At 76.3% G+C, this 2,817-nt stretch carries 3 protein-coding genes; 1 reads left to right on the forward strand and 2 read right to left on the reverse strand.

Annotated features, from left to right (window positions below; genetic code table 11):
• Nucleotides 1-95: 95 nt before the first annotated feature.
• Complete coding sequence (locus tag GTW43_RS17385; protein ID WP_161302936.1) at nucleotides 96-563, reverse strand: heme-degrading domain-containing protein; 468 nt, start codon at nucleotides 561-563, stop codon at nucleotides 96-98.
• Nucleotides 560-1,642, reverse strand: a complete 1,083-nt coding sequence (locus GTW43_RS17390) for a Gfo/Idh/MocA family oxidoreductase (protein ID WP_161302937.1) — start codon at nucleotides 1,640-1,642, stop codon at nucleotides 560-562. The genes GTW43_RS17385 and GTW43_RS17390 overlap by 4 nt, the downstream gene beginning before the upstream one ends.
• A gap of 55 nt (nucleotides 1,643-1,697) precedes the next feature.
• On the opposite strand from GTW43_RS17390, the gene GTW43_RS17395 reads away from it, so the two are divergent.
• Nucleotides 1,698-2,817: ROK family transcriptional regulator (locus GTW43_RS17395; RefSeq protein WP_161302938.1), on the forward strand; the 1,120-nt coding region annotated here is incomplete at its 3' end.

Consider the following 2,817-nt stretch of genomic DNA (forward strand, 5'->3'; position numbering starts at 1 on the left):
TCGCGCAGTTCCCCGCGCCCCTGACGGGGCGAGGGTCGTCGTCCCCGTGCCGCGCCGGTCCCCGTGCCCGCCCCCGGCGGGGGGGCAGGGCGGGGTCAGGGGGTTCTGAGGGTGGTCAGGGCCTCGGTGACCAGGGCGTGGTCGTCCCGTTGCGGGAGGCCCGAGACCGTGACGACGCCGATCACCCCGGCATCCCGCACCCGGAGGGGAAACGCCCCGCCGTGCGCCGCGAACACGTCGGGATCGAGCCGCGACGACGCCTCGAACGTCGTCCCCTTGGCCCGGAACCGGGTCCCGACCAGGTACGACGAAGCGTGGTACCGCTCCACGACCCGCCGCTTGCGCGCGATCCACGCGTCGTTGTCCGGCGTCGAACCGGGCAGCGCCGCATGGAACAGCTGCTGCCCGCCCCGCGTGATGTCGATCGCGACCGGCGCCCGCCGCTCGCGTGCCATCTCCACGAGCAGCGTGCCGAGCCGCCACGCGTCCTCGTACGAGAAGGAGTCCAGGACGAGGGCGCGCTCCTGCTCCTCGAGGTCGGCCACGGTCGGTTCGGCGCTCACAGGGTCACCACCACGGCGTCGCGGGCGGAGCGGCGCGCGGCCTCGAGGACGTCGAGCGCGGCGGCGGCCTGCGTGGCCGGCACCGGGTTCGGGGCGCCGTCGCGCAGGGCGGCGGCGATCGCGGCGTAGTACGCGGGGTAGGCGCCGTCGGCCGTGGGCAGCGGCGTGCCGCCCCCGGTGGCCGGGGACTCCCCGGCGCCGACGCGGCCCCACATCTCCTCGGGCTCCACACCCCAGGGCTTGCCGGGCTGCGGGCGCTCGCCCTCGCGCAGGGCGGCCTCCTGCGGGTCGAGGCCGTACTTCACGTATCCGGCCTCGGAGCCGAGGACGCGGAAGCGCGGGCCGAGCTGGGCCGTGGTCGCGGAGACGTAGAGGTGCGAGCGGACGCCGTTCGCGTGCGTGATCGCGATGAACGTGTCGTCGTCGGCCTCGGCGCCCGCCCGGCGCACGTCCGACTCCGCGTACACGGAGGCGGCCGGGCCGAACAGGACGAGGGCCTGGTCCACGACGTGGCTGCCCAGGTCGTAGAGGAGGCCGCCGATCTCCTCGGGGTCGCCCGACTCTCGCCAGCCGCCCTTGGGGCGCGGGCGCCAGCGCTCGAAGCGGGACTCGAAGCGCCACACGTCGCCGAGGGCGCCGTCGGTGACGAGCTGCTGGAGGGTCAGGAAGTCGTTGTCCCAGCGGCGGTTCTGGAAGACGGACAGCAGCAGGTTCTTCTCGTCGGCGAGGGCGGCCAGCGTCCGGGCCTCGGCGGCGGTGCCCGCGATCGGCTTGTCGACGACGACCGGCAGGCCCGCGCGCAGGGCGTCCGTGGCGAGCGGTACGTGCGTCTTGTTCGGGGACGCGAGCACGATCAGGTCGAGCTCGCCGGCCCGCGCCCACAGCTCCTCGGGGCGCGCGGCGAGGCGGAGCCCGGCGCCGTGCTCGGCGCGGGCCTGCTCCTGCCGCTCGGGGTTCGACGTGACGACCGTGTCGAGGACGAGGCCGTCGGTCGCGGCGATCAACGGGGCGTGGAAGACGGATCCCGCGAGGCCGTAGCCGACGAGACCCACGCGGAGCGGGGCGCTTTTACCAGTCATACGTCCACTTAAGCAACGGTGTTGCCAAAGTGCAAGCGGGAGGCACAATGGGCAGGTGAACACGCACGTCTCGCACGCCGGCCGCACCACGGGGGTGAACCTCGCGGCGCTGCGCGGGCACAACGCCGCACTCGTCCTCGACCTCCTGCGCACCGCGGGCGAGGCCGGGATCAGCCGCCTGGAGCTCGCCGAGCGGACCGGGCTCACCCCGCAGGCCGTCAGCAAGATCACCGCCCGGCTGCGCGCCGAGGGGCTCGCCGTCGAGGCGGGCCGCCGTGCGTCGACCGGCGGCAAGCCGCGCACCGTCCTGGCGCTGGTCGCCGGGGCCGGGCACGCGGTGGGGCTGCACCTGGACCGGGACGAGCTGCGCACCGTCCTCACCGACCTCGCCGGCACCGTGGTCGCCGCGCGGCGCGCCCCGCTCGACCTGGGCGCGGGCTCCGACGCGGTGCTCGCCGCGGCGGCCTGCGAGGTCGACGCCCTGCTCGCCGAGGGGCGGGTCGCCGGGGAGTCGGTGCTCGGCGTCGGAGTCGCCGTGCCCGGGCCGCTCGACCATGCGGACGGGGTGCTGCACCGGGTGACCGGGTTCGCGCAGTGGGACGGTTTCCCGCTGCGGGACGCGCTCGCGGAGCGGCTCGGACTGCCCGTCGTCGTCGACAAGGACACGAACGCGGCGGCGCTCGGGCTCGCCCTGGAGGGCGCCGCGGGGCCCGGCGAGCGGTCCTTCGCGTACCTGCACCTCGGGACGGGGCTCGGTGCGGGGCTCGTGCTCGGCGGAGCGCTGTACCGCGGGGAGCGGACCGGAGCCGGGGAGTTCGGGCACCAGGTGATCCAGCTCGACGGGCCGCCCTGCGGCTGCGGCAACCGGGGCTGCATCGAGGCCCTGTGCCTGGCCGCCGTCGGGGCGGGGCGGGTGGCGGAGGCGGCGCGGGTGCTCGGGGAGGGGGCCGGCAATCTCGTGAGCCTGCTGGACATCGACGCGGTGCTGCTCGGGGGGCGGACGGTCGGGGACGCCGAGGAGCTCTTCGTGCGCGGGGTCGGGGAGGTCGTCTCGGCGCGGGCCCGGCGCGAGGGCGGCGCCCGCTCGGTCCCGGTGCGGGCCGCGCCCGGGGGCCCCACCCTGGTCGTCGAGGGCGCCGCCCAACTGATCCTGGCCCCCTTGTTCGGCCGCGGCA

It is taken from the genome of Streptomyces sp. SID5785 (assembly GCF_009870065.1).
Classification (GTDB): domain Bacteria; phylum Actinomycetota; class Actinomycetes; order Streptomycetales; family Streptomycetaceae; genus Streptomyces.